23 protein-coding genes and 1 tRNA gene are annotated in these 25,207 nt (G+C 62.0%); 23 read left to right on the top strand and 1 reads right to left on the bottom strand.

From position 1 onward, the window contains the following. Nucleotides 1-69: 69 nt before the first annotated feature. The 3 genes from HYN69_RS01810 to HYN69_RS01820 all read left to right on the top strand — a co-directional run bounded on the left by HYN69_RS01810 (nucleotide 70) and on the right by HYN69_RS01820 (nucleotide 2,532). A complete protein-coding gene (locus HYN69_RS01810) occupies nucleotides 70-753 on the top strand; it encodes a hypothetical protein (RefSeq protein ID WP_230426460.1) in 684 nt (227 codons plus the stop codon). A 111-nt stretch (nucleotides 754-864) separates the two neighbouring features. Next, the gene (gene tuf, locus HYN69_RS01815; RefSeq protein WP_108434239.1) at nucleotides 865-2,040 is read left to right on the top strand and encodes an elongation factor Tu; all 1,176 of its coding nucleotides are present in this window, start codon (nucleotides 865-867) and stop codon (nucleotides 2,038-2,040) included. Between the two features lie 114 nt (nucleotides 2,041-2,154). Beyond that, the gene (locus tag HYN69_RS01820; protein WP_456238444.1) at nucleotides 2,155-2,532 is read left to right on the top strand and encodes a GFA family protein; all 378 of its coding nucleotides are present in this window, start codon (nucleotides 2,155-2,157) and stop codon (nucleotides 2,530-2,532) included. On the opposite strand, the gene HYN69_RS01825 is transcribed toward HYN69_RS01820, so the two are convergent. Further along, entirely contained in the window at nucleotides 2,529-2,750 is a 222-nt protein-coding gene (locus tag HYN69_RS01825) for a DUF2798 domain-containing protein (RefSeq protein WP_108436980.1), read from the bottom strand. The genes HYN69_RS01820 and HYN69_RS01825 overlap by 4 nt on opposite strands. A gap of 117 nt (nucleotides 2,751-2,867) precedes the next feature. Here HYN69_RS01825 and HYN69_RS01830 point away from each other — a divergent pair. From HYN69_RS01830 to rpsG, 20 genes are all read left to right on the top strand, one after another. Next, nucleotides 2,868-2,943: transfer RNA gene (locus tag HYN69_RS01830), tRNA-Trp, on the top strand. A 428-nt stretch (nucleotides 2,944-3,371) separates the two neighbouring features. Further along, nucleotides 3,372-4,238, top strand: coding sequence for a porin (locus tag HYN69_RS01835; RefSeq protein WP_159082325.1), 867 nt, complete (start codon nucleotides 3,372-3,374; stop codon nucleotides 4,236-4,238). Nucleotides 4,239-4,305: 67 nt separating this feature from the next. Continuing rightward, complete coding sequence (locus HYN69_RS01840; RefSeq protein WP_108434242.1) at nucleotides 4,306-5,334, top strand: substrate-binding domain-containing protein; 1,029 nt, start codon at nucleotides 4,306-4,308, stop codon at nucleotides 5,332-5,334. 192 nt (nucleotides 5,335-5,526) lie between these two features. After that, a complete protein-coding gene (locus HYN69_RS01845) occupies nucleotides 5,527-6,684 on the top strand; it encodes a hypothetical protein (RefSeq protein ID WP_159082326.1) in 1,158 nt (385 codons plus the stop codon). Nucleotides 6,685-6,825: 141 nt separating this feature from the next. Continuing rightward, complete coding sequence (gene secE, locus HYN69_RS01850) at nucleotides 6,826-7,017, top strand: preprotein translocase subunit SecE (RefSeq protein WP_108434244.1); 192 nt, start codon at nucleotides 6,826-6,828, stop codon at nucleotides 7,015-7,017. A gap of 165 nt (nucleotides 7,018-7,182) precedes the next feature. After that, nucleotides 7,183-7,716, top strand: a complete 534-nt coding sequence (nusG, locus tag HYN69_RS01855) for a transcription termination/antitermination protein NusG (RefSeq protein WP_108436981.1) — start codon at nucleotides 7,183-7,185, stop codon at nucleotides 7,714-7,716. Between the two features lie 91 nt (nucleotides 7,717-7,807). After that, complete coding sequence (gene rplK / locus HYN69_RS01860; protein ID WP_108434245.1) at nucleotides 7,808-8,260, top strand: 50S ribosomal protein L11; 453 nt, start codon at nucleotides 7,808-7,810, stop codon at nucleotides 8,258-8,260. A gap of 5 nt (nucleotides 8,261-8,265) precedes the next feature. Beyond that, a complete protein-coding gene (gene rplA / locus HYN69_RS01865) occupies nucleotides 8,266-8,964 on the top strand; it encodes a 50S ribosomal protein L1 (protein WP_108434246.1) in 699 nt (232 codons plus the stop codon). Nucleotides 8,965-9,391: 427 nt separating this feature from the next. Continuing rightward, nucleotides 9,392-9,907 (top strand): 50S ribosomal protein L10, encoded by a 516-nt coding sequence (rplJ, locus tag HYN69_RS01870; RefSeq protein WP_108434247.1) that lies wholly within the window; start codon nucleotides 9,392-9,394, stop codon nucleotides 9,905-9,907. A gap of 75 nt (nucleotides 9,908-9,982) precedes the next feature. Beyond that, the gene (rplL, locus tag HYN69_RS01875) at nucleotides 9,983-10,357 is read left to right on the top strand and encodes a 50S ribosomal protein L7/L12 (RefSeq protein ID WP_108434248.1); all 375 of its coding nucleotides are present in this window, start codon (nucleotides 9,983-9,985) and stop codon (nucleotides 10,355-10,357) included. Nucleotides 10,358-10,606: 249 nt separating this feature from the next. After that, nucleotides 10,607-14,740, top strand: a complete 4,134-nt coding sequence (rpoB, locus tag HYN69_RS01880; protein WP_108434249.1) for a DNA-directed RNA polymerase subunit beta — start codon at nucleotides 10,607-10,609, stop codon at nucleotides 14,738-14,740. A gap of 103 nt (nucleotides 14,741-14,843) precedes the next feature. Next, nucleotides 14,844-19,085, top strand: a complete 4,242-nt coding sequence (gene rpoC, locus HYN69_RS01885) for a DNA-directed RNA polymerase subunit beta' (protein WP_108434250.1) — start codon at nucleotides 14,844-14,846, stop codon at nucleotides 19,083-19,085. A gap of 102 nt (nucleotides 19,086-19,187) precedes the next feature. Continuing rightward, nucleotides 19,188-20,003 carry a glycosyltransferase gene (locus HYN69_RS01890; RefSeq protein ID WP_108434251.1) on the top strand — a complete coding sequence of 272 codons (816 nt, stop codon included), beginning with the start codon at nucleotides 19,188-19,190 and terminating at the stop codon, nucleotides 20,001-20,003. Between the two features lie 25 nt (nucleotides 20,004-20,028). Next, nucleotides 20,029-20,910 carry a DMT family transporter gene (locus HYN69_RS01895; protein WP_108434252.1) on the top strand — a complete coding sequence of 294 codons (882 nt, stop codon included), beginning with the start codon at nucleotides 20,029-20,031 and terminating at the stop codon, nucleotides 20,908-20,910. Next, a complete protein-coding gene (locus HYN69_RS01900; RefSeq protein ID WP_108434253.1) occupies nucleotides 20,907-21,632 on the top strand; it encodes a glycosyltransferase family 2 protein in 726 nt (241 codons plus the stop codon). Before HYN69_RS01895 ends, HYN69_RS01900 begins: the two co-directional genes overlap by 4 nt. Before the next feature lie 11 nt (nucleotides 21,633-21,643). Beyond that, nucleotides 21,644-21,949, top strand: coding sequence for a lipid-A-disaccharide synthase N-terminal domain-containing protein (locus HYN69_RS01905; protein WP_230426462.1), 306 nt, complete (start codon nucleotides 21,644-21,646; stop codon nucleotides 21,947-21,949). Next, on the top strand, nucleotides 21,942-23,378 hold the full coding sequence (locus tag HYN69_RS01910; RefSeq protein ID WP_108434255.1) for an ArnT family glycosyltransferase: 1,437 nt from the start codon (nucleotides 21,942-21,944) through the stop codon (nucleotides 23,376-23,378). The genes HYN69_RS01905 and HYN69_RS01910 overlap by 8 nt, the downstream gene beginning before the upstream one ends. After that, nucleotides 23,368-24,060 (top strand): phosphatase PAP2 family protein, encoded by a 693-nt coding sequence (locus HYN69_RS01915; protein WP_159082327.1) that lies wholly within the window; start codon nucleotides 23,368-23,370, stop codon nucleotides 24,058-24,060. Before HYN69_RS01910 ends, HYN69_RS01915 begins: the two co-directional genes overlap by 11 nt. Nucleotides 24,061-24,345: 285 nt before the next feature. After that, complete coding sequence (rpsL, locus tag HYN69_RS01920; protein WP_108434257.1) at nucleotides 24,346-24,717, top strand: 30S ribosomal protein S12; 372 nt, start codon at nucleotides 24,346-24,348, stop codon at nucleotides 24,715-24,717. A gap of 11 nt (nucleotides 24,718-24,728) precedes the next feature. Then, nucleotides 24,729-25,199 (top strand): 30S ribosomal protein S7, encoded by a 471-nt coding sequence (gene rpsG / locus HYN69_RS01925; protein ID WP_108434258.1) that lies wholly within the window; start codon nucleotides 24,729-24,731, stop codon nucleotides 25,197-25,199. Nucleotides 25,200-25,207 lie beyond the last annotated feature (8 nt).

Consider the following 25,207-nt stretch of genomic DNA (forward strand, 5'->3'; position numbering starts at 1 on the left):
GCGCCACGGCGCAGGGGCGGCTATCCATGCCATGCGCCCCGTTGCGCGAAAGTCATAACCGGATCACCCATGCGCGCACTTCGTCTGACGGCCCTCTGCCTTGGCCTTGCCTTTATTGCGGCTTGCCAGAAGAACGACCTAAAAGAGCCGCCGGTGCCCTTGGGCAACTTTGCGCTGGGGTTGAACATCGTCGTGGCCGACAATGTGCAGAAGGTGCCGATCTCGCGCAATGCGACGCCCGACGAATGGGAAACGGTGATGAAAACCGCCGTGGCCGACAGGTTCGGCCGCTACAACGGGACCAAACTCTACAACGTCGGCATTTCGGTCGACGGCTATGCTCTGGCGCCTCCGGGAATTCCGGTCGTCGCAGCGCCCAAATCGGTGCTCGTGGTCACGGCGAACATCTGGGACGACGCGAGCCAGACCAAGCTGAACCCCGAGGGAAAGCAGATCACCGTGTTCGAAAGCCTTTCGGGCGAAACCTTCATCGGGACGGGCATCACCCGAACCAAAGAGCAGCAGATGGAAGCGCTGTCCTACAATGCGGTGAAACGGGTCGAGGAATGGTTGCTCGACAACCCCGAATGGTTCGGCCTGCCGCCGGGATACAAACCGTCCGGCCCGCGCAAGGCGCCCGAATTCGACATGACCGCGCCCGCCTTGCCGCCCGCCGATGCGGGCAGTCGCCCCGTGCCGCGCCCTGTGCCCGAATCGGCGACAGGCCTCGTTCCGGTGACGGCGGGGAACTGATCGCGCGGCCCCGCTGGCTTTTGCCTTTCGGCTTGATTTTCCCCCTGCGGCGGCATAAGTCGCCGCCCGTGTAGCATTGGGCCGCATCGGCCCCCCAATTCGAGGCCCGACATGGCAAAGGCAAAGTTTGAACGGAACAAACCGCACGTCAACATCGGCACGATCGGCCACGTTGACCACGGCAAGACGACGCTGACGGCGGCGATCACCAAGTATTTCGGCGAATTCCGCGCCTATGACCAGATCGACGGCGCGCCGGAAGAGCGGGCACGCGGCATCACGATCTCGACCGCGCACGTGGAATACGAGACGGAAGCGCGTCACTACGCCCACGTCGACTGCCCCGGCCACGCCGACTACGTCAAGAACATGATCACCGGCGCTGCCCAGATGGACGGCGCGATCCTGGTTTGCGCCGCGTCCGACGGCCCGATGCCGCAAACGCGCGAGCACATCCTGCTCGGCCGTCAGGTCGGCATTCCCTACATGGTCTGCTACATGAACAAGGTCGACCTTGTTGATGACGCCGAACTGATCGAACTGGTGGAAATGGAACTGCGCGAGCTGTTCTCGTCCTACGAATACCCCGGCGACGACATTCCGATCGTCAAGGGTTCGGCCCACCAGGCCATGATCGGCGAGCGCAAGGACATCGGTGAAGACAGCATCCGCGCGCTGATGGCGGCTGTCGATTCGTATATCCCGACGCCCGCACGCGCCATCGACCAGCCCTTCCTGATGCCGATCGAAGACGTGTTCTCGATCTCGGGCCGTGGCACGGTTGTGACCGGCCGTATCGAGCGCGGCGTGATCAACGTTGGCGACGAAGTCGAAATCGTCGGCATCCGCGACACCAAGAAGTCGACCTGCACGGGCGTGGAAATGTTCCGCAAACTGCTCGACCGCGGTGAAGCCGGCGACAACGTCGGCGTGCTGCTGCGCGGCATCGACCGTGAAGGCGTGGAACGTGGCCAGGTGCTGTGCAAGCCGAAGTCGGTGAACCCGCACACCCAGTTCGAAGCCGAAGCCTACATCCTGACCAAGGAAGAAGGCGGCCGCCACACGCCGTTCTTCGCCAACTACCGTCCGCAGTTCTACTTCCGCACGACCGACGTGACGGGAACGGTCCAGCTGCCGGAAGGCACCGAAATGGTCATGCCGGGCGACAACCTGAAGTTCAACGTCGAGCTGATCGCCCCGATCGCGATGGAAGAGAAGCTGCGCTTCGCCATCCGTGAAGGCGGCCGCACGGTTGGTGCAGGCGTCGTCTCGAAGATCCTCAAGTGATCTGACGGGGCCACCCGGCCAAAGTGTGATGAAAGGCTCCGGTGCGAACCGGGGCCTTTTTTCTTTGCCGTGACATCCCATATCTGACGCGATCTGCAGGACGGGGGCGGCATGATGACCACGCTGACGGGGGGCTGCCTTTGCGGGCATATCCGCTTTACCGCAACAGGGACGCCCGGGCATCCGCACAGTTGTTCGTGCCATATGTGCCAGCGCCATTCGGGTGCGCCCGCGATGGTCTGGGTTACATATCCGGCAGGGGCGGTGGTCTGGGACGGGCCCGGCGGCGCACCGCAGCTTTGGCGATCCTCGGCGCAATCGTCCCGCGCCTTTTGCCCGCAGTGCGGATCGACCCTTGGCGCGGTCGACGATGCGCCGACCGTGGGCCTTGTGACCGGCGCTTTCGACAGGCCGAACCTGCAAGCCCTTGCCCCCGTGGCGCATAGCTATCGCAGCAGACGCCCGCGCTGGTGGGCCAAGCTGTTCGCTTAGGACGTCAGCCGCGCCACAACACGGCGGGCCAGCGGTGCGACGATCAACACGGTTGGAAAGGCCAGCGCCCATGATACGGCCCAATTGCCCGCCCAGAGCGCCGGAAAATGCGGCCCCAGACCCAGCGTGCGAAAGGTCGACAGCCCCGAGACGATGCAGGACATCAACCCCGACAGGATGAAGCCGAACAGGACGGGGGCATAGCGGGCGGGGATCATGGGCAAGGCCTTTGGCAGGAAATCGGGCCGCAGCAATAGATCGCGGTTTTCCCTGCGGCAAGCACCCATTCGGCCCTTGATTTCTCCCCTCCCATGCCGTAACTCGCGCTCAGGCATAGGAGTTTAGCTCAGTTGGTAGAGCATCGGTCTCCAAAACCGAGGGTCGTGGGTTCGAGTCCCCCAACTCCTGCCAGCCTTTCCCCTTAGAACTACGCGATGCGCCGCGCCTGAAAATGCGTCGGGCGCCGCCTGATTCCCGCGTGCCACACCGGATGCCGGGTGGCAGTGGTACAGGTGCGTCCGGTTTGCCGCTGCATAGTCGGCCGGTGCGGTTGAAATTAACCCAAATTGCTTTGTTTTTGACGTCCTGTTTTTCTTGCTTTGGAAGAACGGATTGGCACAAGCCATTGCAAATTCGATATAAAATAATGATTAATTACCAGAATGAATTTTCTTTGGGTGTTTTAACCGAGTTGCCCGAAAGCCACACTCTATATCTTTGGCATGGTTTTTAAGCCCAAATCGGTTTTGCCGATTTTTGATACAATCCCGTTACCCGGCATTGGTATCCGGCGGGCTGATCGGACTGAGGGAGTCCGGTTCGATTTGCCTGGGGCCAAAATGAAAAAATATCTGCTCGTCTCAACTCTCGTCATCGCGTCGTCTGGCGCTGCCTTTGCCGACGTTTCGCTTTCCGGCGATGCACGCATGGGCATTGCCTCGGTCAAGGGCGGCGACTACAACTTTTCCAGCCGCGCTCGCGTCCGTTTCTCGCTCTCGGGCGAAACCGATTCCGGCCTGAAATTCGGCGCACAGTTCCGCGCCAACGAAGCGGCTGATACGGCTGCGTCCGACAAGGGCACCGGAACCGTCTTCATCGAGATGCCCGATTACGGCAAGCTGACGATGGGCGATACCGATGGCGCCGTTCAGGCCGCCGTCACCCAGCTGGCGCCGATCGGCTTTGACGACACGCAGAAACTGCAGGAATTCACCTTCCTGACCGGTGGCGACACCGGCAAGGGCAAGGACCTGCTTTACACCTATACCAGCGGTGCGCTGTCGTTCAGTGCGTCGATCGGCAACCCCGGCGCAGCCTCGGGTAGCGGGTCGAGCGCGAACAAGGACGATTCGGCCATCGGCGTCGCCTACACGACCGAATTCTGGAAGGTCGCTGCCGGCTACGAAGACAACGGTGTCAACAGCCAGACCGTGCTGAGCGGCAGCTATGGCAACGGCCAGTTCGAAGTGAAGGGCGTTTACGGCCAGCGTGACGACGACAAATCGCAGTACGTGGTCTATGGCACCTATATCATCGGCACCAACACCCTCACCGCATTTTACCGCGATGACGAAATCAAGGCGACCAAAGCAACGGGCTTCGGCGTCGCGCATGATTTCGGTTCGGGCCTGGTGTTCTCGGCCGGTTACGCCAAGGAAGAAGCCAAAGACGCCAACGTCAGCGTCGGCCTCACGATGGCATTCTGATCACCCAGTTGTGTCACTCCGGTCCGCACCAGCGGGCCGGAGATCCAATTCCAAAGGAGAATATCCAATGACACTCGTTTCAAAGGCCGCCCTGTCGGTCGCCCTGCTGGCTGGCATGACGGTTGCCGCTGCGGCGCGCGATCAGGTGCAGGTTTCCGGCTCGTCCACGGTGCTGCCTTATGCCGCCATCGTTGCCGAAGGCTTCGGTGAAAACTTCAGCTTCCCGACCCCCGTCGTCGAAGGCGGCGGCACCTCGGCCGGCATCAAGAAATTCTGCGAAGGCGTGGGCGAGAACACCCCCGACATCGCCACCGCATCGCGCAAGATCAAGCAGTCGGAAACCTCTCGCTGCAAAGCGAACGGCGTTACCGACATCGAAGAAGTCCGCATCGGCTATGACGGCATCGTCTTCGCCTCCGACATCAACGGCCCGTCCTTCAACTTTACTCCGGCGCAGTGGTACAACGGAGTTGCCGCCGAGGTCGTGATCAACGGCAAGATCGTTCCGAACCCGTTCCAGAAATGGTCCGACGTCGATCCGTCGCTGCCCGATCAGGAAATCCTCGCCTTCATCCCCGGTTCCAAGCACGGCACGCGCGAAGTGTTCGACCTGAACGTGATCGAAACGGGCTGCAAGACATTCAAAGCCGACAAGGTTCTGGCGCGTCGCGCTCTTGGTGACAAGGACAAGACCAAAGAAGCCTGCATCGCGATGCGCACCGACGGACGTGTGGTCGAGATCGACGGCGATTACACCGAAACGCTCGCCCGGCTGCAGACCAACATGCAGGGCATCGGCGTCTTCGGTCTGGCGTTCTACGAGAACAACACCGACAAACTGCGCGTCGCCGATTTCAAGGGCGTGACGCCCTCGCGTGGAACCGTCGCCTCGGGTGAATACAAGATCTCGCGTCCGCTGTTCCTCTACATCAAGAAGCAGCATATCGGCATCATCCCCGGCCTCAAGGAATTCACCGAATTCTTCGTGTCGGACGAGATGGCCGCTTCCGGTGGCCCGCTCGAAGCCTATGGTCTGGTTCCCGATCCGGAACTGGCAAAGACCCAGTCCAAGATCGCTTCCGAACTGGGAAGCTGATTCCGCAAGGTCGCAGCAAATCCGAACGCTCCGGGCCGATGGTCCGGAGCGTTTTCCATTTGCGACGGATCAAGCGTTTAGGCCCGGAAATTGCCCCGAAAAGACCACTCGCCTGCCGCAGACCGGTCGCGCTGCGGTTCCGGCGGAATGGTTGTCTGCGCCGGTAACCGTTTTTCTTGTGCGAGTGATAACATGTCCCAGTTTCGGTATGCGGTCGGGCGGCTCATGGGTGGGCTGCTGGCCTTGGGCCTTTTTGCGCTGTTTCTCAACGCCCTGATCCTGTCGCAGCAACAGCGGATGCAAAGCGCCTTGGCGCTTTCGGGGCCGCCACCGGCACAGGTGGCGCTCGGGCAATTCGTGCCGGATCAGCCAAGAGGCGAAGTCAACCTCGCCGCCCGGATCGATGCCGCCATAGACGTGGCGCTGCCGGCGGGGACCGGCAGGCTTTACCTGCTGGTCGATCCTGCCGCGCCGACGGGCAGCCGTGCGCGGGCTGCGATGTTCGTATCGCATTCCGACGCGCAGGCTTTCGAGGCCTATGTGTCACAGGCGACGCAAGCGAGGGTCGGCGATGCGCCCGTGATCGCGCTGAACGGTGCGCTGGAACTGCCCTATTGGATCGACCGGGCAGAACTGGCGGCGGCCGAGGCCGGGCGCGGGCTGTCAAAAGATTTGCCCTTTGTCCGGCCCTTCCTGACCGGCCGCGAGGCAGGTCTTGCCCCGCCGCTTTTGTCCTATCTCGTGCCGGGCGTCCTTCTGCTGTTGCTGTTGGCGCATCTTTTCGCCGAAGCGCGGCAGGTGATGACCCGCCGCCGCGCCTTGCGCGCCTTGGCTGCGCTCGATGCGCTGGACCGCGAGGCGGAAGAGACGGCGGCGATCTCGACCGCCTTGCAACCGGGCGACCGGCAATGGGCCGACGTTGCCGCCCGCCGCCATGGCCTGCGGCAAAGGCGGATGGAACTGGACGCTGTGCTTGCGCGGGGGCTTGGTGTCGGGTCCACGCGCGGGGTCTGGCTGGTGGGTGCGGCGATCGGCGGCTTGGCCAGCATCCTGCCGCGTCGTCCGATGCTGGATGTGGTCGCCAACCATCTGGTCGGCGGCGATGTGGCCGGGGTCGTGGCGCTTGCCGGACAGGCAAGCTGGTTTGAGCCCCTCGAAGCTGCGATGGCGGTTCCGGGTGACATGTTGGCGCGTCTGGTGCTGTCGATGTTCGGGCCGCAGTCGACTGGCGTGGCATCCGGGCTGCGAGGCCTGCCCTTTACGGTCTGGCTTGCGCTTGCGGTGGTGATCATGCTTGTCGTGATGCGTCGGGGCGACGTGAACCGCAGCCTGCGCGGCCATCTGCGCTAGGGGTGCGGGCTGCGGGTTCGACGCCGCCCGCCAGCTGCTTTGCGGCGCAGGCCTATCGCGCTGCCGCCCGCGCTTGAATTCCCGCGCCTTAGCCTGTATCTGAGGCGCAGATTTCCCTTTGCCGCACCGGACCCGGAACACATGGCCACCAAGACCAACCCTTTGCAGTTCATCCAGCAGGTCCGTACCGAGGTCAGCAAGGTCGTCTGGCCGACGCGCCGCGAAGTGATGCTGACCACGATCATGGTTTTCATCATGGCCGCGCTGACCGCGACCTTCTTCAGTCTGGTCGATCTGGGCATCCGCACGGGGCTGCGGCTGATCCTCGGCTAAGGTCGAAACACCGTTTCTCCTTGAATTTCTGGGTGGGGACGGGTATTCGCGCCACAAGTTCGGGATGATCGGCGCGCAGCGATTCGTGTTGCGCGCTGTTTTTTGTTCCTGAAACACCAAGAATTACAGGGGGATATTCCCCCGAAAAGCAGGATGGACGAAGGCATGGCCAAGCGCTGGTATTCGGTAAGCGTTCTCTCGAACTTCGAGAAGAAGGTTGCCGAGCAGATCAAGACTGCCGTTGCCGAAGCCGGTCTTCAGGAAGAGATCGACGAAGTGCTGGTTCCCACCGAAGAGGTGCTGGAAGTCCGGCGCGGCAAGAAGGTGACGTCCGAGCGGCGCTTCATGCCCGGCTATGTGCTGGTGCGGATGGAGATGACCAACCGCGGCTATCACCTGATTTCGTCGATCAACCGCGTCACCGGTTTCCTTGGCCCGCAGGGCAAGCCCATGCCGATGCGCGACGCCGAGGTGAATGGCATTCTGAACCGCGTCGAAGAGGGCGAGATTGCGCCGCGCAACCTGATCCGCTTCGAGATCGGCGAAAAGGTCAAAGTGACCGACGGCCCGTTCGAGGGTTTCGACGGCATGGTGGAAGAAGTCGACGAACAGCACAGCCGCCTCAAGGTGTCTGTGTCGATCTTTGGCCGGGCAACGCCGGTCGAACTGGAATTCACGCAGGTCACCAAAGGACTCTGACGTGCATCGCGTGGGAGGCGAGCGCCCCGTTTCGGGGTGACGGACCGGACCACTAAACCGCCCGCAAGGGCTGTGACAAAGGAGATGGCCAATGGCCAAGAAGATTATCGGCAGCCTCAAGCTGCAAGTCAAAGCGGGTCAAGCAAACCCGTCCCCGCCGGTCGGTCCGGCACTCGGCCAGCGCGGCCTGAACATCATGGCTTTCGTCAAGGAGTTCAACGCCAAGACCGCCGACATGACTCCGGGCACGCCGACGCCTGTCGTCATCACCTATTATCAAGACAAGTCGTTCAGCCTCGAGTTCAAGACGGCCCCGGCTTCGTATCTGTTGAAAACCGCCGCTGGCCTGCCGCAAGTCGGCAAGCGCAACCGCGCCAAGGGTTCCTCGAAGCCCGGCCGTGAAGTTGCCGGCACCGTGACGGTCGCGCAGGTCCGCAAGATCGCCGAAACGAAGATGAAAGACCTGAGCGCCAATTCGATCGAGGCTGCGATGCAGATCATCCTCGGATCGGCCAAGTCTTGCGGCATCGAAGTGAAGGGCTGATCATCATGGCAAAGCTCGGCAAGCGCACCAAAGCTGCGCAAGAAGTCTTCGGCACCGCGATCAACGTGTCGCTCGAAGATGCACTCGCCCTGATCAAAAAGGGCGCGACCGCGAAATTCGACGAGACCGTCGAAATCGCGATGAACCTCGGCGTTGACCCGCGCCATGCGGACCAGATGGTCCGTGGTGTGGTCCAGCTTCCGAACGGCACCGGCAAGACCGTTCGCGTCGCCGTCTTCGCCCGTGGCGCCAAGGCTGATGAAGCCAAGGCCGCTGGTGCAGACATCGTCGGCGCGGAAGACCTGATGGAAACCATCATGTCCGGCAAGATCGAGTTCGACCGTTGCATCGCGACGCCGGACCTGATGCCGCTCGTCGGTCGTCTGGGCAAGATCCTCGGCCCGCGCAACCTGATGCCCAACCCCAAGGTCGGCACCGTGACGATGGACGTGAAAACGGCCGTCGAAGCAGCCAAGGGCGGCGAAGTGCAGTTCAAGGTCGAAAAAGCCGGCGTGATTCACGCAGGCGTTGGCAAAGTGTCGTTCGACACCGCCAAACTGGCTGAAAACATCCGCGCTTTCGTCGACGCCGTGACCCGTGCGCGCCCGTCGGGTGCCAAGGGCGCCTACCTGAAAAAGGTCTCGCTCTCGTCCACCATGGGCCCGGGCGTTTCGGTCGAACTGGCGTCGGCTGCGGCCAAGTAAAACCCCGCTTGCGGGATATAAAGCCGCCGGTCCCCCGTGGACCGGCGGTTTTTCATTGGTCGCCGGTTTTTTGCGTTGATCCCCGCTGCGTTGCCTGCAATCCTGCACGCAGGAACGCGAAGCGCGGCTAAAGCCGCGTGATAATTGGTTTTCCGCGAAAGGCGGGCTTCCAAACCCTCGCGTTAGTCTTTATAGCCACAATCTGCGCTAACCGCCCGATTCGTCGGGAGGTTGCGTATTTCGTCCGAGACGGTGGGTGTCAGGCAATCGCCTGACTTAATTTCCCTCCCGAGATGAGAGAACGAGAACAAATTTCCGGGGGAACTCCCTCGGGCGATTCTGGCCTCGGGACATCATTCGGACCCGAACGCCCCGGCAACGGGGCAAACATGAGCCGGGGGGAAACCCCCACACTTGGAGTGAAACTGTGGATAGAGCCCAGAAAGAGAAAGTGGTCGAGGAACTCGGCCAGATCTTCGAAAGCTCTGGCGTTGTAGTGATCGCTCACTACACGGGTATGACGGTTAAACAGATGCAGGACCTGCGCGCCAAAATGCGCGAAGTTGGCGGGTCCGTACGCGTTGCCAAGAACAAGCTCGCCAAAATCGCCCTTGAAGGGAAACCCGGCGTTAAAATGGGTGACCTGCTCACGGGCATGACCGTGCTCGCCTATTCGGAAGATCCTGTCGCTGCTGCGAAGGTGACCGAAGCCTATGCCAAGGGGAACGACAAGTTCGTTATCCTCGGCGGCGCAATGGGTGACACTGTCCTGGACCTGGCCGGTGTGAAAGCCGTGGCAGCCTTGCCGTCGCGTGAAGAGCTTATCGCTCAGATCGTGGCTGCAATCGGTTCGCCCGCCTCGAACATCGCCGGTGCGATTGGCGCGCCTGCTTCGAACATCGCAAGCATCCTGTCGACCATCGAGGAAAAGGCTGCGGCGTAAGCCGCTGTCCGGAACCATACCCGCGCGGGGCAATCCCGTAGCGTTGGACCCCATCTTTATAAACGGAATGAGCAAATGGCTGATCTGAACAAACTCGCCGAAGAAATCGTTGGTCTGACCCTCCTGCAGGCGCAGGAACTGAAGACCATCCTGAAAGACACCTATGGCATCGAGCCGGCAGCCGGTGGCGCCGTCATGATGGCCGCTGGTCCCGCCGCTGCAGCCGCTCCGGCTGAAGAGCAGACCGAATTCGACGTCGTCCTGACCGACGCTGGTCCGAACAAGATCAACGTCATCAAAGAAGTCCGCACCATCACCGGTCTGGGCCTGAAAGAAGCCAAGGACCTCGTGGAAGCTGGCGGCAAAGTCAAAGAAGCAGTGACCAAAGCCGATGCCGAAGGGTTCAAGAAGACCCTCGAAGCAGCTGGTGCCAAGGTCGAGCTGAAGTAATCGCGCCGGATGCGCCTCGCGCATCTAGTATGACGATTTTGGCTGGGTCCGGCATAGTCCGGGCCCAGCCGAACCTGTCTTGAAAGGGGCATCCGGCACGGGTGCATCTTTCAAGGCGTGGTTCAAGGTTCGGGAGCTTTCCGGTGGGACGGAAAGCATGAATGGAACCTGGCACCCCTTTCGCCAAGCGGCGCGACCGTGACCCCGACGGATGCGTCCCTGCGACACGAGAAAAAGGTGACGACGAGCATGGCGCAAGCTTACGTTGGTCAGAAACGCATCCGCCGCTACTATGGCAAGATCCGTGAAGTCCTCGAGATGCCGAACCTCATCGAGGTTCAGAAATCTTCCTACGACCTGTTCCTGAAATCGGGCGATGGCCCGAAGCCCGCCGATGGCGAAGGCATTCAGGGCACGTTCCAGTCGGTGTTCCCGATAAAGGACTTCAACGAGACCGCGGTTCTCGAGTTCGTCAAGTACGAGCTGGAAAAGCCCAAGTACGACGTTGACGAATGCCAGAGCCGCGACATGACCTATGCCGCGCCTCTCAAGGTGACGCTGCGCCTGATCGTGTTCGATGTCGATGAAACCACCGGCGCGCGGTCGGTCAAGGACATCAAGGAACAAGACGTCTTCATGGGCGACATGCCCTTGATGACCTCGAACGGCACGTTCATCGTGAACGGCACCGAACGTGTGATCGTGTCCCAGATGCACCGGTCGCCCGGCGTGTTCTTCGACCACGACAAGGGCAAGACCCATTCGTCGGGCAAGCTGCTCTTCGCTTGCCGGATCATCCCCTATCGCGGCTCGTGGCTCGATTTCGAATTCGACGCCAAGGATGTCGTGTTCGCCCGCATCGACCGCCGCCGCAAGCTGCCCGTGACGACGCTGCTCTATGCCCTCGGCATGGGGCAAGAGCAGATCATGGACGCCTATTACGAGACGGTCGATTACAAATACGTCAAGAACAAGGGTTGGGTGACCAAGTTCTTCCCGAGCCGCGTTTCGGGCACCCGTCCGACCTATGACCTCGTCGATGCCGCAACCGGCGAAGTGATCCTGAAGGCCGGCGAAAAAGCCACGCCGCGCATGGTCAAGAAATGGCGCGACGAAGGTGCTGTCACCGAACTTCTGGTGCCTTACGAATATATCCTCGGCCGCTTCGTCGCCAAGGATATCATCAACGAGGAAACCGGCGAGATCTGGGCGGAAGCCGGCGACGAGCTGACGATGGAATACGACCGTGACGGTTCGCCCAAGGGCGGGTCGGTCAAGGTGTTGCTCGATCAGGGCATCACCACGATTCCGGTTCTCGACATCGACAACGTCAACGTCGGTCCCTACATCAGGAACACGATGGCGGCAGACAAGAACATGGGCCGCGACACCGCGCTCATGGACATCTACCGCGTCATGCGTCCGGGTGAGCCGCCGACCGTCGAAGCCGCAAGCCAGCTGTTCGAAACCCTGTTCTTCGATAGCGAACGTTACGACCTTTCGGCTGTCGGTCGCGTCAAGATGAACATGCGTCTCGACCTTGGCCGTCCCGACACCCAGCGCACGCTGGACCGTGACGACATCATCGCCTGCATCAAGGCGCTGACCGAGTTGCGCGACGGCAAGGGCGAAATCGACGACATCGACCACCTCGGCAACCGCCGTGTGCGGTCGGTCGGCGAGCTGATGGAAAACCAGTACCGCGTCGGCCTGCTGCGTATGGAGCGCGCGATCAAGGAACGTATGTCCTCGGTCGAAATCGACACGATCATGCCGCAAGACCTGATCAACGCCAAACCCGCCGCCGCTGCGGTGCGTGAATTCTTCGGCTCAAGCCAGCTGTCGCAGTTCATGGACCAAACCAACCCGCTGTCGGAAGTGACGCACAAGCGCCGCCTTTCCGCCCTCGGGCCGGGCGGTCTGACCCGCGAACGCGCCGGTTTCGAAGTGCGCGACGTTCACCCGACCCACTATGGCCGGATGTGCCCGATCGAGACGCCCGAAGGCCAGAACATCGGCCTGATCAACTCGTTGGCCACCTTTGCCCGCGTGAACAAGTATGGCTTCATCGAGACACCCTACCGCAAGGTGATCGACAACAAGGTGACCGATGAAGTCATCTACATGTCGGCGACCGAAGAAATGCGCCACACCGTGGCGCAGGCCAACGCGGCGCAAGATGCCGAAGGGCGCTTTACCGATGACCTGATCTCCAGCCGGAAATCGGGCGAATTCATGCTGAACCCGCCGGACGCGATCGACCTGATCGACGTCTCGCCGAAACAGCTTGTCTCGGTCGCGGCCTCGCTGATCCCCTTCCTTGAGAATGACGACGCTAACCGCGCCCTGATGGGTTCGAACATGCAGCGTCAGGCGGTTCCGCTGCTGCAATCCGACGCGCCTTTCGTCGGAACCGGCATCGAAGCCGTGGTCGCACGTGACTCTGGCGCCGCCATCATGGCCCGCCGCGCCGGTGTGATCGATCAGGTCGACGCAACGCGTATCGTCGTGCGCGCAACGGAAATGCTCGAACCCGGCGAACCGGGCGTCGACATCTACCGTTTGCGTAAATTCAAGCGTTCCAACCAGTCGTCCTGCATCAACCAGCGTCCGCTGGTCAAAGTGGGCGATGTCGTGGTGCGTGGCGAAGTGGTGGCTGACGGTCCCTGCACCGACATGGGCGAATTGGCCCTTGGCCGGAACGTGGTCGTCGCCTTCATGCCGTGGAATGGCTACAACTACGAAGACTCGATCCTGATTTCCGAACGCATCCTGCGCGACGACGTCTTCACCTCGATCCACATCGAGGAATACGAAGTCGCCGCCCGCGATACGAAGCTGGGGCCGGAAGAAATCACGCGCGACATCCCGAACGTGGGCGAAGAAGCCCTGCGCAATCTGGATGAAGCCGGTATCGTCTATATCGGTGCCGAGGTTCAGCCGGGCGACATTCTGGTGGGCAAGATCACCCCCAAGGGTGAAAGCCCGATGACGCCGGAAGAAAAACTGCTGCGCGCCATCTTCGGTGAAAAGGCGTCCGACGTGCGCGATACCTCGCTGCGTCTGCCGCCCGGTGCTTATGGCACCATCGTCGAAGTGCGGGTCTTCAACCGTCACGGCGTCGATAAAGACGAACGCGCCCTGCAGATCGAGCGTGAGGAAGTCGAACGCCTCGCCCGCGACCGTGATGACGAATTGGTGATCCTGGAACGGAACATCTATTCGCGTCTGAAGACGCTGATCATGGGCAAGACCGCCGTCAAGGGGCCGAAAGGCATCCGTTCCGGTTCGACCATCGACGACGAGTTGCTGGGCACGCTGTCGCGCGGCCAGTGGTGGCAATTGGCGCTGGCCGAAGAGGCCGAAGCCAAGGACGTCGAAGCCCTGCATGACCAGTACGAAGCGCAAAAGCGCGCTTTGGAACTGCGTTTCGAAGACAAGGTCGAGAAAGTCCGTCGCGGCGACGATCTGCCTCCGGGCGTGATGAAGATGGTCAAGGTCTTCGTCGCGGTGAAGCGCAAGCTGCAACCGGGCGATAAGATGGCCGGTCGTCACGGCAACAAGGGCGTCATCTCCAAGGTCGTTCCGATCGAGGATATGCCCTTCCTTGCCGATGGCACCGCCGTCGACCTCGTGCTCAACCCGCTCGGCGTGCCGTCGCGGATGAACGTGGGCCAGATCCTCGAGACCCACATGGGCTGGGCCGCGCGCGGCTTGGGCATCCGGATCGACGAGGCGCTCAAGGAATATCGTCGTTCCGGCGATATGACTCCGGTGCGCGATGCGATGCGTCTGGCTTACGGCGACGAGACCTATGACGACGCTTTCGGTGATGTGACCGAAGACCAGTTCCTTGAAATGGCAGGCAACGTCACCCGTGGCGTTCCGATTGCCTCGCCGGTCTTTGACGGCGCCAAGGAAATGGACGTGAACGATGCGCTGACGCGTGCGGGCTTCGATACCTCGGGTCAATCCGTGGTGTTCGACGGCCGCTCGGGCGAGCAATTCGCGCGAAAGGTCACCGTGGGCGTCAAGTACATGCTCAAGCTGCACCACCTTGTCGACGACAAGTTGCACGCCCGGTCTACCGGTCCGTACAGCCTCGTCACGCAGCAGCCTCTGGGTGGTAAAGCCCAGTTCGGTGGCCAGCGTCTTGGTGAAATGGAAGTCTGGGCGCTCGAAGCCTATGGCGCGGCTTACACCTTGCAGGAAATGCTCACCGTCAAGTCGGACGATGTGGCAGGCCGGACCAAGGTTTATGAAAGCATCGTCAAGGGTGAGGACAACTTCGAGGCCGGCGTGCCGGAATCGTTCAACGTCCTCGTCAAGGAAGTGCGCGGCCTCGGCCTCAACATGGAACTCCTGGATGCGGAGGATGAGTGACGCGAAGGGTGCGCCGTAAAGGCACACCCTACGTAGGGTGCGCGGTCCCCGCGCACCTTATCCGCCGACAGTCCCCCGCCGCCCCCATTCATAAGGTTATGAAATGAACCAGGAACTCTCGACCAACCCGTTCAACCCGGTTGCGCCGATCAAGACCTTCGACGAGATCAAGATCTCGCTCGCCTCGCCCGAACGGATCCTCTCGTGGTCCTTCGGCGAGATCAAGAAGCCCGAAACCATCAACTACCGCACGTTCAAACCCGAACGTGACGGGTTGTTCTGCGCGCGTATCTTTGGCCCGATCAAGGATTACGAATGCCTTTGCGGCAAATACAAGCGCATGAAATATCGCGGCGTCGTCTGCGAAAAGTGCGGCGTGGAAGTCACCTTGCAAAAGGTGCGCCGCGAACGCATGGGCCATATCGAACTGGCCGCACCCGTCGCGCATATCTGGTTCCTGAAATCGCTGCCCAGCCGGATCGGCCTCATGCTCGACATGACGCTGCGCGATCTGGAACGCATCCTCTACTTTGAAAACTATGTCGTCATCGAACCGGGTCTGACCGACCTGACCTATGGCCAGCTGATGACCGAGGAAGAATTCCTCGACGCGCAGGACACGTATGGCGCCGACGCCTTCACCGCCAACATCGGCGCCGAAGCGATCCGCGAAATGCTGGCTGCGATCGATCTGGAATCGACCGCTGACCAGCTGCGCGAGGACCTGAAGGAAGCGACCGGCGAGCTGAAGCCCAAGAAGATCATCAAGCGTCTGAAGATCGTCGAAAGCTTCCTCGAATCCGGCAACCGTCCTGAATGGATGGTGCTGACCGTGCTTCCGGTGATCCCGCCGGAACTGCGCCCGCTCGTCCCGCTGGACGGTGGCCGTTTCGCCACCTCCGACCTGAACGACCTTTACCGTCGCGTCATCAACCGCAACAACCGCCTGAAGCGTCTGATCGAGCTGCGTGCGCCCGATATCATCGTGCGCAACGAAAAGCGGATGCTGCAAGAAGCCGTCGACGCGCTGTTCGACAACGGCCGCCGTGGCCGCGTGATCACGGGCACCAACAAGCGCCCGCTGAAATCGCTTTCGGACATGCTCAAGGGCAAGCAGGGCCGCTTCCGCCAGAACTTGCTCGGCAAGCGCGTCGACTTTTCGGGTCGTTCGGTCATCGTGACCGGCCCGGAACTGAAACTGCACCAGTGCGGTCTGCCGAAAAAGATGGCTTTGGAACTGTTCAAGCCGTTCATCTATTCGCGGCTTGAAGCCAAGGGGCTTTCCAGCACCGTCAAGCAGGCCAAGAAACTGGTCGAAAAGGAACGCCCCGAGGTTTGGGATATCCTTGACGAGGTCATCCGTGAACACCCGGTTCTGCTGAACCGCGCGCCCACGCTGCACCGTCTGGGGATTCAGGCGTTTGAGCCGATCCTGATCGAAGGCAAGGCGATCCAGCTTCACCCGCTCGTCTGCTCGGCCTTCAACGCCGACTTCGACGGTGACCAGATGGCCGTGCACGTTCCGCTCTCGCTGGAAGCCCAGCTCGAAGCGCGCGTGCTGATGATGTCGACCAACAACGTGTTGTCGCCTGCCAATGGCGCGCCAATCATCGTTCCGTCGCAGGACATGGTGCTTGGCCTTTACTACACCACCATGAACCGCAAGGGCATGGTCGGCGAAGGTATGGCATTCGCCGACGTGGACGAAGTGGAACACGCGCTCGCCTCGGGGGCCGTGCACCTGCACGCCTCGATCAAGGCGCGGATCCGCCAGATCGACGAAGAAGGCAACGAGGTGTGGAAGCGTTTCGACACCACGCCGGGCCGTCTGCGTCTTGGCAACCTGCTGCCCTTGAACGCCAAGGCTCCGTTCGATCTGGTCAACCGCTTGCTGCGGAAAAAGGACGTGCAGGCCGTCATCGACACCGTCTACCGCTACTGCGGCCAGAAAGAGTCGGTGATCTTCTGTGACCAGATCATGGGCTTGGGCTTCCGCGAAGCCTTCCGCGCCGGTATCTCGTTCGGCAAGGACGACATGCTGATCCCGGATTCCAAATGGACCATCGTGAACGAAGTGCGCGATCAGGTTAAGGAATTCGAACAGCAGTACATGGACGGCCTGATCACCCAGGGCGAAAAGTACAACAAGGTCGTCGATGCCTGGTCCAAGTGCTCGGACAAGGTGGCGGGCGAGATGATGGCCGAAATCTCGGCGGTGCGTTACGACGATGCCGGTGCCGAGAAAGAGCCGAACTCGGTCTACATGATGTCGCACTCGGGCGCGCGGGGTTCGCCGGCGCAGATGAAGCAGCTTGGCGGTATGCGCGGCCTTATGGCCAAGCCGTCGGGCGAGATCATCGAAACGCCGATCATCTCGAACTTCAAGGAAGGTCTGACCGTTCTTGAATACTTCAACTCGACCCACGGCGCCCGTAAGGGTCTGGCCGACACGGCACTGAAAACGGCGAACTCGGGCTATCTGACCCGCCGTCTGGTGGACGTGGCGCAAGATTGCATCGTGCGTTCGCATGATTGCGGCACCGACCGTGCGATCACGGCCGAAACCGCGGTCAACGATGGCGAAGTGGTGCAAACCCTTGCCGACCGCGTGCTGGGCCGTGTGGCTGCCGACGACGTGCTGGTTCCGGGTTCGGACGAGGTGATCGTTGCAGCAGGCGAGCTGATCGACGAGCGTCGCGCCGACCTGATCGATCAGGCCGGTGTGCAGGTGATGCGGATCCGTTCGCCGCTGACCTGCGAAGCCGAAGAGGGCGTCTGCGCCATGTGCTACGGGCGCGACCTTGCCCGCGGCACCATGGTGAACGAGGGCGAAGCTGTCGGTATCATCGCAGCGCAGTCCATCGGCGAACCCGGCACGCAGCTGACGATGCGGACGTTCCACATCGGCGGCATCGCGCAGGGCGGCCAGCAGTCGTTCCTCGAGGCCAGCCAAGAGGGCAAGATCGAATTCCGCAACGGCACGCTTCTGTCCAACGCCAATGGCGAACAGATCGTGATGGGCCGGAACATGTCGATCGCCATCGTGGATGAAAACGGGGCCGAACGTGCGGTGCACAAGATCACCTACGGCGCCAAGATCCACGTCCTTGACGGCTCGACCGTCAAGCGTGGCGCGAAGCTGTTCGAATGGGACCCCTATACCCTGCCGATCATCGCCGAAAAGGGCGGTGTCGCGCGCTTCGTCGACCTGATCTCGGGGATTTCGATCCGCGAAGACACCGACGATGCGACCGGCATGACCCAGCGCATCGTGTCCGACTGGCGTTCCGCGCCCAAGGGCAACGAGCTGAAGCCGGAAGTCATCGTGATGGACCCGGCAACGGGCGAACCGGTGCGCGCCGACAACGGCAATCCGATCAGCTACCAGATGTCGGTGGATGCGGTCCTCTCGGTCGAAGACGGCCAGGAAATCCGCCCCGGCGACGTCGTGGCGCGTATCCCGCGCGAAGGTGCCCGGACCAAGGACATCACCGGTGGTCTGCCGCGTGTGGCCGAACTGTTCGAAGCCCGTCGCCCGAAAGATCACGCGATCATCGCGGAAATGGACGGCTATGTCCGCTTCGGCAAAGACTACAAGAACAAGCGCCGCATCACGGTAGAACCCGTGGATGAGACGTTGCAGGCCGTCGAATACATGATCCCCAAGGGCAAGCACATTCCTGTTCAGGAAGGCGACTTCGTCCAGAAGGGCGATTACATCATGGACGGCAACCCGGCCCCGCACGACATCCTGCGTATTTTGGGTGTCGAGGCTTTGGCGAACTACATGATCGACGAAGTGCAGGACGTGTATCGTCTGCAAGGCGTGAAGATCAACGACAAGCACATCGAAGTGATTGTCCGCCAGATGCTGCAAAAGCTGGAAATCCTCGATGGCGGCGACACCACGCTGCTCAAGGGCGAACAGGTCGAGAAAATCGAGCTGGACGAAGAGAACCTGAAAGCCCGCAACCGTGGCGGCCGCGAGGCCAAGGCGGAACCGGTCCTTCTGGGGATCACCAAGGCGTCGTTGCAGACCCGTTCGTTCATCTCGGCGGCATCGTTCCAGGAAACCACGCGGGTGCTGACCGAGGCTTCGGTTCAGGGCAAGCGCGACAAACTGGTCGGCCTGAAAGAGAACGTGATCGTCGGTCGTCTGATCCCGGCAGGGACGGGTGGCGCCACGTCCAAGGTCAAGAAGATCGCAACCGACCGCGACCAGACCGTGATCGAGGCGCGGCGTTCGGAAGCCGAAACCGCAGCGGCGCTTGCCGCTCCGGTGCCGATGACCGAAGCCGAGGATGTGTTCAGCAACCTGATGGACACGACCGACAGCCGCGATTGATCGCAGCCAAAGCCTGAAACGGGGCCGTCGCAGCGATGCGGCGGCCCTTTTCCTTTGCGCGCCGCCGCTGCTAGGCTGCGGGCGAATGTGGGGGATAGTGTCATGGGTTTTTCCAACCGTCTGGCGGGGCTGATCCGCTTTTCCTATCCCGCCTTGTCGGGTTTCAGCGCCAAGGCCCCCGATGCCGCCCGCCTGCAAGCCATGCTGTTTGCAAGGCCACGGCTGGAACGCCGCTTTGCGCTGTTCGAAACCCTCGCCCTGCCGTCGCTCATCGCGCAGAGCGACCCGGATTTCGAACTGATGGTGCTGGTCGGTGACGCCATGCCCGCTTGGGCGGTCGACCGGCTGCAAGCGGGGATTGCACCCCTGAATGCCCGCATCGTGGCGCTGCCGCCGATGCACCACTATCCCGCGATACAGGCCGCTTACGCCACGCTTCCCACACGGGCCACCACCCACCTGACCAGCTTTCGTCTCGATGACGATGACGCGCTCGACCTCGACCACGTCGCACGGCTGCGCCGAATCGCATCGGGCATCGCCGGTTTCACCGCCACGCCCTTTGCCATCGCCCACAATCGCGGTCTGTTTGTCGACCTGTCCGGCCCGACCCCGCGCTTTACCGAGGTGACCGAGAAACTCCCTCTCGGTATCGGGCTTGCGCTCTGTTCGCCCGTGACCGAAGTCGACACGATCTTTCGGCGCAACCACCGCCTGTTGCCGCAATTCCTGACCACCTTTTCCGATGCGACCGAGATGGCCTTCCTGCGGTCGGTGCATCAGGGCAACGACAGCACCGCCCATACCACAGGCGTGGTGATAGACCGCAGCACGGCCGAGGCGGCGGCGATCCTGACCGCCCGTTTCGCCACGGGGCTGGATGCGTTAACGCGTCTGGCATCGGCTTCCTCATCCTGATAGCGCTGCGATCAGGGAGAGCCTGATGCCGATATCCGACAACATGCGCGGCGCGCTTTACATGAACGTGGCCATGGCCGGGTTCACCATCAACGACAGCTGCATGAAGGCCGTGACCCAGACCATGCCGCTGTGGCAGGCCATCGCGCTGCGCGGGTTGCTCACGCTGGGGCCGCTCTTGATCATCGCCACGATGACCAACGGGCTAAGCCTGCGGATGCCCCGCCGCGACGGGGTGATTGTCGCCATCCGTTCGGTGGCCGAGGTGGGGGGCACGCTTCTGTTCCTTGCCGCCCTTGTTCACATGCCGCTCGCGAACCTGTCGGCGATCCTGCAATCGCTGCCGCTCGCCGTGGCGCTGGCGGCTTGGGCGGTATTCGGCGAAAAGATCGGCTGGCGCAGGCTGACGGCGATCCTCGTCGGTTTTGTCGGCGTGCTGATCGTCATCCGCCCCGGTCCGCAGGGGTTCGACTTCTGGTCGATCATGGGGCTTGCCTCGGTTGCTTGCGTCGTGGTGCGCGATCTTGCCACGCGCGAGCTGTCGCGGGCCGTGCCCTCGGCCTCGGTCGCGGTCTTTGCCTCGCTGACGGTCACCGCCACGGGTCTGGCCCTGTCCTTGCCCGCAGGCTGGCAGCCGATCACGCCGCATGAATGGCTGGTGATCCTTGGCGCTGCCTCGGCACTGGTGGTCGGCTACATGTTTGTCGTCATGGTGATGCGGGTGGGCGACATCGGCTTTGTCGCCCCGTTCCGCTACACCGCGCTGCTCTGGGCGATTTTCCTCGGCTGGGCCGCTTTCGGAACCCTGCCGGATGCGTTAACGCTGCTTGGCGCTGCGCTGATCGTCGGATCGGGCATCTTCACCCTGTGGCGCGAACGCAAACTAAAAGGCACTGCACCGGCATGACCGCGCTTTCCATCGTCATCCCCGCCAAGAACGAGGCCGAAAACCTGCCCTCGCTGATCGACGAGATCGTGACCGCCTTGGCAGGCGAGGCAGATTACGAGGTGATCGTGGTCGATGACGGCTCGACCGATGGCACGGCGCAGGCCCTGCTGGCGGAGCGTGCCCGTTTTCCGATGCTTCGGGTCTTGCGGCACGAAACCTCGGGCGGGCAAAGTGCTGCCGTCCATTCCGGCGTTCGTGCGGCGCGGGGGGCCATCATCGCCACGCTGGACGGAGACGGGCAGAACCCGCCCGCAAACCTGCCCGCGCTGATCGCACCCTTGCGGGGCAGGGGGGCTGATGGCATCGGCATCGTTGCAGGCCAAAGGGTGGCGCGGCAGGATACGTGGTCGAAAAAAGCCGCCTCGCGCTTTGCCAATGCCCTGCGCGGCGCGATGCTGAATGACGGCACGCGCGACACCGGCTGCGGGCTGAAAGCGTTTCGCCGCGACGCCTTTCTTGCGCTGCCCTATTTCAACCACATGCACCGCTACCTGCCCGCGCTGTTCAAGCGTGACGGCTGGCAGATCGCCCATGTCGATGTCACCCATCGCGGGCGCGGGGCAGGGCGATCAAATTACAGCAATTTGCAGCGCGCCATGGTCGGAATTGTTGACCTTTTCGGCGTGATGTGGCTGATCCGCCGTCGCAAGACCGCCGCACCCCGCGACCTCACCGAATAAGGACGAACCCCGTGCAGACATTGATGAGCCTTTTCGGCGCGGAGACCGCAGCCGACACCGCATGGCTTGTCATCGGCCTTTTCGGGCAGTTGATGTTCACCGCGCGTTTCGTGGTACAATGGATCGCATCGGAACGGGCAGGGGCAAGCGTGATGCCGGTCGCGTTCTGGTATTTCTCGCTGATCGGCGGGACGATCGTGCTGTTTTACGGCATCCACAAGCTGGAACCCGTCATCATCCTTGGCCAATTGCCCGGCGTGGTGATCTACAGCCGGAACCTGTGGCTGATCCACAAGGGCCGCAAGGCCGATGTCTGACGCCACGCCGTCGGAGGCCAACCCTTCGGACAACTGGCGCAAGACGGCGCTGATGGTCGTCGCAAGCGTAACGCTGCTGCGTCTGGTGCTGCTGGCCTTTAACCGCACCGACCTGTTCGTCGACGAAAGCCAGTATTGGCTTTGGGGGCAAAGCTTTGACTTCGGCTATTATTCCAAGCCGCCGCTGATCGCATGGGTGATCGGGCTTTCGACGTGGATCGGAGGCGACACGGCCTATTTCGTGCGCGCCCCCTTTGCGCTGTTCCATGGTGCTGCGGCGCTTATCCTTGCAGCTCTTGCCAACCGTCTGGCGGGGCCGCGCGTGGCGCTGGTGGTGGCGGCAACCTATGTGACCCTGCCAATGGTGGCGGTGGGCAGCCTGTTGGCCTCGACCGATACGATCATGGCGCCGTTCTTTGCCGCCGCCCTGTATTTCCACACCCGCCTTGCTGCCGAACGCCGTAGCGATCTTGCGGTTGCGGCGGGGGTCTGCCTCGGCTTTGCCTTCCTTGCGAAATATGCAGCACTTTACTTTCTGATCGGGGTCGGGGCGGGGGCCATGCTGCTGCCCGCGCTGCGGATCGGTTGGCGGAATGCCTTGCTGATGCTGCTGGCCTTTGCCGCCGTGGCTGCGCCGAACCTGATATGGAACGCGGCGCACGGATTTTCCACCGTCGCCCATACCGCCGACAACATAAGCTGGGTGCGGCAGGACAGCCCGCTTGCCTCGCTTTCCGTGACCGAGATGGCCAGTTTCCTGCTCGCGCAATTCGGGGTAGCGGGGCCTTTGGTCTTTACCGCCCTTCTGGTGGCGTTTTTCCGGCGCGAGACGGCGCAGCTGACGGTTTTTGCGCTGCCGCCCCTGCTGATCGTCAGCGCGCAAGCACTGCTGGACAAGGCCTATGCCAACTGGGCGGCCTCGGCCTATTTCGCCGGAACCATCGCCGCCGTGCTGGTGCTGCGGCGCTATCCGCGTCTGGTCTGGACCTCGCTTGCGCTGAACGGTGCGGTGTCGCTGATCCTGCCGCTGCTGACGCTGTTTCCCGCCACCACCGTCGCGGGCAGTGATCCGCTGTTGGACCGCTGGACAGGGCAGGCCGCAATGAGCCGCCAGATCATCGACATGGCAATCGACAATGACGGGCTGCCCGTAGTGGCCGAACGCCGCGATGTGCTGGCCGACCTGTTCTTCACCGGCGCGACAAGTAATGTGCAATTCTACGCCGTGCCGCCAAGGGGCCGCCCGATGAACCATTACGAACAGACCCATCCCTTGCCGCCCGACCTGACGGGCAAGGTGCTTTATATCGCCGCAAAGCCACCCGCCTGCGCCCATGAACGGCTGGAACTCGATGCCGGAACCGGGGCCTATGCGCGGGCGGGGCTGCGGGCCTTTGTCACCGATGCCGCGTGTTTCCATGCGTCTTGACCTGCCCGCGCCGCTGACCGTCGCCGTCGCCTCGGGTCTGGCGATGCTGCCTTTCGTGGCCTATCCCGCGATAGACGAGGCTGTCGCGGGGTTGTTCTTCGACGGCAAGGGCTGGATGGGCGGTCCGGCATCCGAGATGTTGCGTTTTGCGCTGTGGCGATTTTCGGCGCTGGTGCTCTTTGTCGCCCTTGTCCTGTGGCTGGTGGCGCTGTTTCGCAAACGCCCGGCTTGCAACGGGTCAGCCCGCGCCTGGGGTCTGATCGTGCTGACCTATGCGCTTGGCCCCGGCCTTATGGCCGACACGCTGCTCAAGCGGTTCTGGGGCCGCGCCCGCCCTGCCGATGTGGCCGATTTCGGCGGTGCATCCCATTTCACCCCGCCGTGGCTGCCCACCGACCAGTGCTTGTCGAACTGCTCATTCGTATCGGGCGAGGTGTCGGGCGCGACCGCCACCGCCATTGCGTTGATCGTCATCCTCGGCCTGTGGCGTGACCGTCTGTCGCCGCTCGCCTATCGTGCGATTGCGGCTTTCGCGCTGGCTCTTCCGCTTGTGTCGGCGCTTCAACGCATGTCGTCGGGGCGGCATTTTCTGTCGGACGCGATCTTTGCCGCGCTTTTCACCCTGCTGATCGCCAGCCTCTTGCGCGTCGTCCTGTTCGGGCGCAAAAACCCTGTTACATAAGGCGCGATGGCCCGAATGGCACCAAGAGCGCCCGTTGACATCCCCCGCGACTCCCCCTATACGCCCGCTACCTCGTATTGCGACCTTAACGGTTTTGCTGACGGGGTGCCTAAAATCGAGTGGTCATGATCCGGGCCCTGCGCTCCGATCCTCTGGAATTCCACCGCGTCGTCCCTGCATAGGGGCGCATGCGGTATTGGTGTTTTGCGGTATGCGCAAGGCACCGTCGAGAAGCAGCGCACCGGGTCCGGTGCGAGTATTGACAGCGCAACACGGGGAACGTGAATGCCAACTATCCAACAGCTGATCCGCAAACCGCGGGAAGCAAAAGTACGGCGCTCCAAGTCGCAGCACTTGGAATCCTGCCCGCAGAAGCGTGGTGTTTGCACCCGCGTCTACACCACCACTCCGAAGAAGCCGAACTCGGCTATGCGTAAGGTTGCCAAAGTGCGCCTGACGAATGGCTTTGAAGTCATCAGCTACATTCCCGGCGAAAAGCACAACCTTCAGGAACACTCTGTCGTCCTGATCCGTGGCGGCCGCGTGAAAGACCTTCCCGGTGTGCGTTACCACATCCTTCGCGGTGTTCTCGATACGCAGGGCGTCAAAGAGCGTCGCCAGCGTCGTTCGAAATACGGCGCCAAGCGTCCGAAGTGAGGAATTAAAACATGTCACGTCGTCACGCCGCTGAAAAACGCGAAATCCTGCCCGACGCCAAGTATGGCGACCGGGTTCTCACCAAATTCATGAACAACCTGATGCTCGACGGCAAAAAGTCCGTCGCTGAATCGATTGTTTACGGTGCCCTCGCCCGGGTCGAGCAGCGCCTCAAGCGCCAGCCGATCGAGTGCTTCCACGAAGCACTGGAAAACGTGAAACCCTCCGTCGAAGTGCGCTCGCGCCGCGTCGGTGGTGCGACCTATCAGGTCCCCGTCGAAGTCCGTATCGAGCGCCGCGAAGCGCTCGCAATCCGTTGGCTGATCATCGCGGCGCGCAAGCGCAACGAGAACACCATGGAAGAGCGTCTTGCCGCCGAACTGTCCGATGCGGTGAACAACCGCGGCACGGCCGTGAAGAAGCGTGAAGACACCCACAAGATGGCCGACGCAAACAAAGCGTTCAGCCACTACCGCTGGTAAGGGTCAAA

Origin of the sequence: Gemmobacter aquarius, from assembly GCF_003060865.1 — a bacterium.
In the GTDB taxonomy this organism is placed as follows: Bacteria; Pseudomonadota; Alphaproteobacteria; order Rhodobacterales; family Rhodobacteraceae; genus Paragemmobacter; species Paragemmobacter aquarius.

Bases quoted from the DNA above. Each gene is read 5' to 3' on its own strand.
- HYN69_RS01810 (WP_230426460.1), top strand. From the start codon at position 70: ATGCGCGCACTTCGTCTGACGGCCCTCTGCCTTGGCCTTGCCTTTATT.
- tuf (WP_108434239.1), top strand. From the start codon at position 865: ATGGCAAAGGCAAAGTTTGAACGGAACAAACCGCACGTCAACATCGGC.
- HYN69_RS01820 (WP_456238444.1), top strand. From the start codon at position 2,155: ATGACCACGCTGACGGGGGGCTGCCTTTGCGGGCATATCCGCTTTACC.
- HYN69_RS01825 (WP_108436980.1), bottom strand. From the start codon at position 2,750: ATGATCCCCGCCCGCTATGCCCCCGTCCTGTTCGGCTTCATCCTGTCG.
- HYN69_RS01835 (WP_159082325.1), top strand. From the start codon at position 3,372: ATGAAAAAATATCTGCTCGTCTCAACTCTCGTCATCGCGTCGTCTGGC.
- HYN69_RS01840 (WP_108434242.1), top strand. From the start codon at position 4,306: ATGACACTCGTTTCAAAGGCCGCCCTGTCGGTCGCCCTGCTGGCTGGC.
- HYN69_RS01845 (WP_159082326.1), top strand. From the start codon at position 5,527: ATGTCCCAGTTTCGGTATGCGGTCGGGCGGCTCATGGGTGGGCTGCTG.
- secE (WP_108434244.1), top strand. From the start codon at position 6,826: ATGGCCACCAAGACCAACCCTTTGCAGTTCATCCAGCAGGTCCGTACC.
- nusG (WP_108436981.1), top strand. From the start codon at position 7,183: ATGGCCAAGCGCTGGTATTCGGTAAGCGTTCTCTCGAACTTCGAGAAG.
- rplK (WP_108434245.1), top strand. From the start codon at position 7,808: ATGGCCAAGAAGATTATCGGCAGCCTCAAGCTGCAAGTCAAAGCGGGT.
- rplA (WP_108434246.1), top strand. From the start codon at position 8,266: ATGGCAAAGCTCGGCAAGCGCACCAAAGCTGCGCAAGAAGTCTTCGGC.
- rplL (WP_108434248.1), top strand. From the start codon at position 9,983: ATGGCTGATCTGAACAAACTCGCCGAAGAAATCGTTGGTCTGACCCTC.
- rpoB (WP_108434249.1), top strand. From the start codon at position 10,607: ATGGCGCAAGCTTACGTTGGTCAGAAACGCATCCGCCGCTACTATGGC.
- rpoC (WP_108434250.1), top strand. From the start codon at position 14,844: ATGAACCAGGAACTCTCGACCAACCCGTTCAACCCGGTTGCGCCGATC.
- HYN69_RS01890 (WP_108434251.1), top strand. From the start codon at position 19,188: ATGGGTTTTTCCAACCGTCTGGCGGGGCTGATCCGCTTTTCCTATCCC.
- HYN69_RS01895 (WP_108434252.1), top strand. From the start codon at position 20,029: ATGCCGATATCCGACAACATGCGCGGCGCGCTTTACATGAACGTGGCC.
- HYN69_RS01900 (WP_108434253.1), top strand. From the start codon at position 20,907: ATGACCGCGCTTTCCATCGTCATCCCCGCCAAGAACGAGGCCGAAAAC.
- HYN69_RS01910 (WP_108434255.1), top strand. From the start codon at position 21,942: ATGTCTGACGCCACGCCGTCGGAGGCCAACCCTTCGGACAACTGGCGC.
- HYN69_RS01915 (WP_159082327.1), top strand. From the start codon at position 23,368: ATGCGTCTTGACCTGCCCGCGCCGCTGACCGTCGCCGTCGCCTCGGGT.
- rpsL (WP_108434257.1), top strand. From the start codon at position 24,346: ATGCCAACTATCCAACAGCTGATCCGCAAACCGCGGGAAGCAAAAGTA.
- rpsG (WP_108434258.1), top strand. From the start codon at position 24,729: ATGTCACGTCGTCACGCCGCTGAAAAACGCGAAATCCTGCCCGACGCC.